The 7,004-nt window shown below is 64.9% G+C and carries 4 protein-coding genes; 2 read left to right on the top strand and 2 right to left on the bottom strand.

Annotated features, from left to right (window positions below):
* Positions 1 to 485: protein adenylyltransferase SelO family protein (locus tag SE91_RS37685; protein ID WP_245318470.1), on the bottom strand; the 485-nt coding region annotated here is incomplete at its 3' end.
* Here SE91_RS37685 and aspS point away from each other — a divergent pair.
* The gene (aspS, locus tag SE91_RS16780; protein ID WP_061848378.1) at positions 461 to 2,233 is read left to right on the top strand and encodes an aspartate--tRNA ligase; all 1,773 of its coding nucleotides are present in this window, start codon (positions 461 to 463) and stop codon (positions 2,231 to 2,233) included. The two genes, SE91_RS37685 and aspS, sit on opposite strands and share 25 nt — an antisense overlap.
* Positions 2,234 to 2,422: 189 nt before the next feature.
* Here aspS and SE91_RS16775 read toward each other — a convergent pair whose 3' ends face one another.
* On the bottom strand, positions 2,423 to 4,393 hold the full coding sequence (locus SE91_RS16775; protein ID WP_061848376.1) for an aq_1923 C-terminal domain: 1,971 nt from the start codon (positions 4,391 to 4,393) through the stop codon (positions 2,423 to 2,425).
* Positions 4,394 to 4,642: 249 nt separating this feature from the next.
* Here SE91_RS16775 and SE91_RS16770 point away from each other — a divergent pair, with 249 nt between their 5' ends.
* Complete coding sequence (locus tag SE91_RS16770) at positions 4,643 to 6,952, top strand: NADP-dependent malic enzyme (protein WP_061848373.1); 2,310 nt, start codon at positions 4,643 to 4,645, stop codon at positions 6,950 to 6,952.
* Positions 6,953 to 7,004: the final 52 nt, after the last annotated feature.

Below are 7,004 nucleotides of genomic sequence, written 5' to 3'. Positions count from 1 at the left end.
CCGAGCTGGGGCACGAAATGCCCGAACTGGTGGCCGGCATAGGCCATGGCGATGGGATCGGCTCCGGCGGGAACCGTCTTGCCGGCCAGGATCTCGGCGCCTTCCGGGGTCTCCAAAAGGTCGGGATCGAGCCCGAGCTGGAGCGCCAGCAGCCGGTTCAGCTTGATCAGGCGGGGCGCGGCCACGGGGGTCGGCGCGACGCGGGCGAAGAAGCTGTCCGGCAGCGCCGAATAGGAGTTCTGGAAGGGGAAATGCACCGTCATGGCCTTAAGATAGGGCTGGAACGCCTGATGGCAAAGGCTTGGTCTCTGATAAGCCGGAAATGGCCCGGTCGGGTCCAAAATCAGGCCGTTCCCTTGGTTGCCGCCTTGGTCCTCGTCGGGTAAACCCTGCCGCAACTTCGGACCGGTCGTTTCAGGCCGTTCGATTCGCTTCCTCCGACATTGATTTTGGGACGACCATGCATCGCTACCGGTCACATACATGCGGCGCGCTCCGCGAGAGCAACATCGGCGAGACGGTCCGCCTCTCAGGCTGGGTCCATCGCGTCCGCGACCATGGCGGCGTGCTGTTCATTGACCTGCGCGACCATTACGGCCTGACCCAGTGCGTGGTCGATCCGGACTCGCCGGCGTTCTCGCTGGCCGAGAAGCTGCGCTCGGAATTCGTGGTGCGGATGGACGGCAAGGCCCGCCGTCGCCCCGAGGGCACCGACAATGACGATCTGCCGACCGGCAAGGTCGAGGTCTATATCAGCGAGATCGAGGTGCTCGGCCCCGCCGGCGACCTGCCGCTGCCGGTGTTCGGCGACCAGGAATATCCGGAAGACATCCGCCTGAAGTACCGCTTCCTCGACTTGCGCCGCGAGAAGCTGCACCAGAACATCATGACGCGCGTCGAAATCATCAAGTCGATGCGCCGGCGGATGGAGGGGCAGGGCTTCTTCGAGTTCAACACCCCGATCCTGACCGCGTCCTCGCCGGAAGGCGCGCGCGACTTCCTGGTGCCCTCGCGCATCCATCCCGGCAAGTTCTACGCGCTGCCGCAGGCGCCGCAGCAGTACAAGCAGCTCCTGATGATGTCGGGCTTCGACCGCTACTTCCAGATCGCGCCCTGCTTCCGCGACGAGGACCCGCGCGCCGACCGTCTGCCGGGCGAGTTCTACCAGCTCGACGTCGAGATGAGCTTCGTCACGCAGGACGACGTCTTCGCGGCGATGGAGCCCGTCATCACCGGCGTGTTCGAGGAGTTCGCCAAGGGCAAGCCGGTGACGAAGGGCTGGCGCCGCATTCCCTTCGCCGAAGCCTTGCGCAAATACGGCAGCGACAAGCCGGACCTGCGCAACCCCATCGAGATGCAGGACGTCTCCGAGCATTTCCGCGGCTCCGGCTTCAAGGTCTTTGCGCGCATGCTCGAAGACCCCAAGAACCAGGTCTGGGCCATTCCCGCTGCGGGCGGTGGCAGCCGCGCGTTCTGCGACCGCATGAATTCGTGGGCGCAGGGCGAGGGCCAGCCCGGTCTCGGCTACATCATGTGGCGCGAGGGCGGTGAGGGCGCTGGGCCCCTTGCGAACAACATCGGGCCCGAGCGCACCGCTGCGATCCGCGCGCAGCTCGGCGTCAAGGAAGGCGATGCCGCCTTCTTCGTCGCCGGCGATCCCGACAAGTTCTGGAAGTTCTCAGGGCTCGCCCGTAACAAGGTCGGCGAGGAATTGAACCTCACCGACAAGGAGCGGTTCGAGCTCGCCTGGATCGTCGACTTCCCGATGTACGAGTACAACGAGGACGACAAGAAGGTCGACTTCTCGCACAATCCGTTCTCGATGCCGCAAGGTGGGCTCGAGGCGCTGAAGGGCCAGGACCCGCTGACCATCAAGGCGTTCCAGTACGACATCACATGCAACGGCTACGAGATCGCCTCGGGCGGAATTCGCAACCACGTGCCGGAAGCCATGGTGAAGGCGTTCGAGATCGCCGGCTACGGCGAACAGGAAGTGGTCGATCGCTTCGGCGGCATGTACCGCGCCTTCCAGTACGGCGCACCGCCGCATGGCGGCATGGCGGCCGGCGTCGACCGCATCGTGATGCTCTTGTGCGGCACCACGAACCTGCGCGAGATCTCGCTGTTCCCGATGAACCAGCAGGCCATGGACCTCCTGATGGGCGCGCCGTCGGAGGCCACCACGAAGCAGCTCCGCGAGCTGCATGTGCGGGTGAACCTGCCGCAAAAGTGAGGCTTTCACCGCCTCTCACCACCCTTGTCCCGCCGAAGCTTTAGCGTAGGCGGATGTAGGGAAAGGCTGCCTCCACCTCGTCATTGCGAGCGCAGCGAAGCAATCCAGCGTCTTTTCGCGGAGAGACTCTGGATTGCTTCGTCGCAAGCTCCTCGCAATGACGAGGAAGAGAGAGCGGCTCTCTCCCTCCTACAGCCCCGTCGACGCCTCGATCTTGAACTGTCCGAGCGCGACGATCGGCTCGCGGTTCATGACATCCATGAATTGAACCACCGGCACCTTGCCGTGCGGCGTCAGCTTCAGGGAGAGCGTCTGGCCCGAGGTCGCGACGAAGTCGGCGAGCGCACCTGCCGCCGCCTTGGCATCGGGATTTGATGCCGCGAGCTTCTCGCCCTGCGCCTGGATCATCTCGACGATGGCGCTGCGCGCGGCGTCGCGGCTGACGTTCTGGATGCGCGAGAATTGCGCCACGACCAGATCGACGGCGCCGCTGTCGCGCAAGGAAAGCTCGATCGCGCCGGCCTCGATCCGCCCGGCATCGCTCATGGCCTGCACCGGATCGGTCGTGAACACGCCGCGCGGCACGTTGGCGAGCGCGAAGCGGGCCTGCGCCTTGGCGAGATTGCCGAGATCGATCGTTGCGGGCGCGAGCGCAAACGCACCAGACGACTCCGTCCAGGCGGCACCGAGATCGAGGTTGATCGCGAGCTTGTCGACACCCGCCATGATCAGCGGCCGCTGCGCCGGGCTGGCGGGATCGGTGGGCGCGACCATCTTCACGACCAGATTGGCCTTGCTCGGGATCGATCCGACCAGCTGCCCCCAGTTCAGGCTGAGCGTGTCGATGGTGACGAACTGGCGCGCGCTCTTGTAGGGCGCCACCACGCCCTTGATCTCGGCGCCTTCCAACACGCGGAACAGACCCAGCATCTGATCGGGCGAGGGCACTTTGCCTTGAGCGCCGAGCCCTGCAGCCCAGCGCATCAGGTTTGCCGCGCTGAACGATTTCAGCGCGAAACGCTCCATCTTGAACTGGCCTTGCGGGGACGGTGTATCGACGCCTTCGACCGCGAATTCGCCCTCGCGATATCTGACGGCATTGATCCTGGCCGTCCCTTGCGGCGTGCCCATCGACGTCTTGCCGATCTCGATCCTGCCGATGCGAAGGCCTTCATAGAATCCGGCGACCTTCTCCATCATCTCGCGCGATTGCGCGGCGGTCGGGACGATCGATCGGTCCGCCGGCATCAGCGCCAGGATATCGGCCGAACGAAATTTCGAGGGCCGCACTGCGATGTCTTCGAAATTGATCCCTTCGATCTCCATCCGCATGCCCTGGGTCGATTTGAGCACATAGGGACCGGCCGAGATCTGCCGGTAGACGCGATGATAGTTGTCGTCGCCGGTCTTCTGCGGATCGAGCGCCGCAGCGATTGCGGTCGCGTCGAAATCGTTGACGATCATGTTGGAGAGATCGCCGGTCAGCTTGTCCGGCTTGCCCGGCTGCGGCACGTCGATGGTGAAGACGGCGCGGTTGGCTTTCATCGCCTCGACCTTGCCGCGCTTGAGGTTCTGGATCGCCAGCCCGGAATAGGCGGTCTCGCCATTGCCGGCGGCGCTGCCGCTCGCGTCGAAGGTCATCGTCAGCGTCGGAGCCGTGACCGACGATGCCGTGATGCTTGCGTACTGTTCGAGTACATAGCGGTAAAGGTCGATCAGGGAGCCGCTCGTCGGCGGATCGCCGACGCGAACGGGGCCGGCATAGTCCCGCAAGGTGAGTTGCGGGATCTTGTAGGATGCCTTCAGCTTCGCGGCGCCGACCTGGTCCAGGGCAACCTCGAATCCGGCTACGTCGATGCTGTCAGCCGAGAAGGTGGTATCGTCGATCAGGCGAACGCCGGTGCCCTTGATGCCGGCGATCTTGATCTGCGCCTGCGGCTTGTCGCCGGGCGTGATCGCGATGTCCTCGATCGTCAGGGTGCGCGTGGGCAGATCGAATCCAAGCTTGCCGTAGCTTGCCTTGCCGCCGCTCGAACGGATCCTGTCGAAGGTGGCTTCGACCTCGGCCGTGGCGCGATGCCTGGCGTAGAGGTCGAGGCCGAACCATCCGCCCGCGGCGAGCACGATGAGTGCCACCAGCCCGATCAGGATTCGCTTCATTCCGCTGCCCCAGTTGCCCGTTTTTGATCGCGCAACCTGGCATATTCGCGAAACGGCGGGCGGTCCAGGGACAGCTATGGTTTTCAAATATTTGACAACGCGTCTTGTTGATGGGCGCGCAATCGGATGTTGCCACCGGGGCGGCCGGCGTGCTTCATCCCGTTTCCATGACCCGGAAATAACCGTTCATCTTGGGCGGTGGCTCCGGATCGGGCATTTTGAGGCCGGTAACGCGAAGCGAGACACCGCATGTCGTCCTATTCTGATGATCTCCACCAGGCGGCGCTCGCCTATCACCGCCTGCCGCGCCCGGGAAAGCTCGAGATCCAGGCGAGCAAGCCGCTCGCCAACCAGCGCGACCTCGCGCTCGCCTATTCTCCGGGTGTCGCCGCCGCCTGTACCGAGATCGCCAAGAACCCCGCCGAGGCCGCCTCGCTGACCACTCGCGCCAATCTGGTTGCCGTGGTTTCGAACGGCACTGCCGTGCTCGGTCTCGGCAATATCGGCCCGCTGGCGTCCAAGCCCGTGATGGAGGGCAAGGCGGTCCTGTTCAAGAAATTCGCCGGCATCGACGTGTTCGACATCGAGATCGCCGCCGACACCATCGACCGCGTGGTCGAAACCGTCGCGGCGCTCGAACCGACCTTCGGCGGCATCAATCTGGAAGACATCCGCGGACCGGAGTGCTTCGAGATCGAGGCGCGCCTGAAAGAGCGCATGAAGATCCCGGTCTTTCATGACGACCAGCACGGTACCGCGATCATCGTCGCCGCCGCCATCACCAACGGCCTCCGGCTGAACGGCAAGAAGCTGTCCGACGTCAAGATCGTGGCGTCGGGGGCAGGGGCCGCGGCCATCGCAACGCTGAATCTCCTGGTGTCGATGGGCGCGCAGCGCAAGAACATCTGGGTCTGCGACATCGACGGCCTCGTGCATGAGGGCCGCAACACCTCGATGGACCGTTGGAAGGCGGTCTACGCCCAGAAGACCGACAAGCGCACGCTGGCCGACGTGATCGGCGGCGCCGACATCTTCGTCGGCCTCTCGGCGCCCGGCGTACTCAAGCCCGAGATGGCGAAGGCGATGGGCGACAAGCCGCTCATCATGGCGCTCGCCAATCCCGTACCGGAGATTATGCCGGAGGAGGCCCGCAAGGTGCGCCCCGACGCCATGATCTGCACCGGCCGTTCCGACTATCCGAACCAGGTCAACAACGTCCTCTGCTTTCCCTTCATCTTCCGCGGCGCGCTCGATGTCGGCGCCAGCGCCATCAACGAGGAGATGAAGCTCGCCGCCGTCGAGGCCATCGCCCAGCTCGCGCGCGAAGCGCCGTCGGATGCGGTGGCGCAAGGTTTTGATACCGGCGAGACGCAAGGCTTCGGTCCGGGATCGCTGATCCCGAGCCCGTTCGATCCGCGGCTGATCCTGCGCATCGCGCCCGCCGTCGCCAAGGCGGCGATGGAATCGGGCGTGGCGACGCGGCCCATCACCAATTTCGACGAATATACCGCATTGCTCGAGCGCTTCGCCTTCCGCTCCGGCCTCGTGATGAAGCCGATGTTCGCCAAGGCCAAGACCCAGCCGGTGCGCGTGATCTACGCCGAAGGCGAGGACGAGCGCGTGCTCCGCGCCACGCAAGTTGTGCTGGAGGAAAAGGTGGCGCGGCCGATTCTGGTCGGTCGTCCTTCGGTGGTCGAGGCCCGCATCAAGCGCTTCGGCCTGTCGATCAAGTCGGGCAAGGATTTCGATCTCGTCAATCCCGAGGACGATCCGCGCTATCGCTCCTATGTGCAGTCCTATGTCGAGGTCGCCGGCCGCCGCGGCGTGACGCCGGACGCGGCACGCACGGTGGTGCGCACCAACAACACCGTCATCGCAGCGCTCGCGGTGACGCGCGGGGAGGCGGATGCGATGCTCTGCGGCGTCGAGGGCCGCTATATGAGCCACCTGCGCCATGTCCGCGAGATCGTCGGCTTCTCGCCCGGTGTCAGCGACTACGCCGCGCTGGCACTGCTGATCACCAGCAAGGGCGCCTTCTTCATCGCCGACACGCAGGTGCGCCCCAATCCGAGTGCTGAGGAGCTCGCCGAGATCGCCTCGCTCGCGGCCGTTCATGTGCAGCGTTTCAACATCAAGCCGAAGATCGCCTTCGTCTCGCACTCCGATTTCGGCAGCTACGATACGGATTCCTCGCGCAAGATGCGCCGGGCGACCCAGTTGCTGAAGGAAAAGCATCCGGAGATCGAGGCCGACGGCGAGATGCAGGGTGATACGGCTCTTTCAGCTGCGGCGCGGAGGATGGTGCTGCCGCACTCCAAGCTCGAGGGAGAGGCCAACATCCTGATCATGCCGACCCTTGATACCGCCAACGTCGGCTATCAGATGATCAAGTCGCTGGCGGACGCGCTCCCCGTGGGCCCGATCCTGATCGGTCCGGCGCGCCCGGCCCACATCCTCACGCCATCGGTGACGGCGCGCGGCATCCTCAACATGACCGCGGTGGCCGTGGTCGAAGCGCAGGAGCGCGCGGCCCGGCAGCAGCCGACGTTGTTCACGTAGGGGCGAGGTGTCGCGCCATAGAAGGTGCGACCCCTTCTCCCCTTGTGGGAGA

The organism is Bradyrhizobium sp. DOA1, assembly GCF_001593325.1.
Taxonomy (GTDB): Bacteria; Pseudomonadota; Alphaproteobacteria; order Rhizobiales; family Xanthobacteraceae; genus Bradyrhizobium.
Note: the sequence above shows the minus strand (reverse complement) of the source record. Positions and strands in the feature narration are given on the sequence as shown.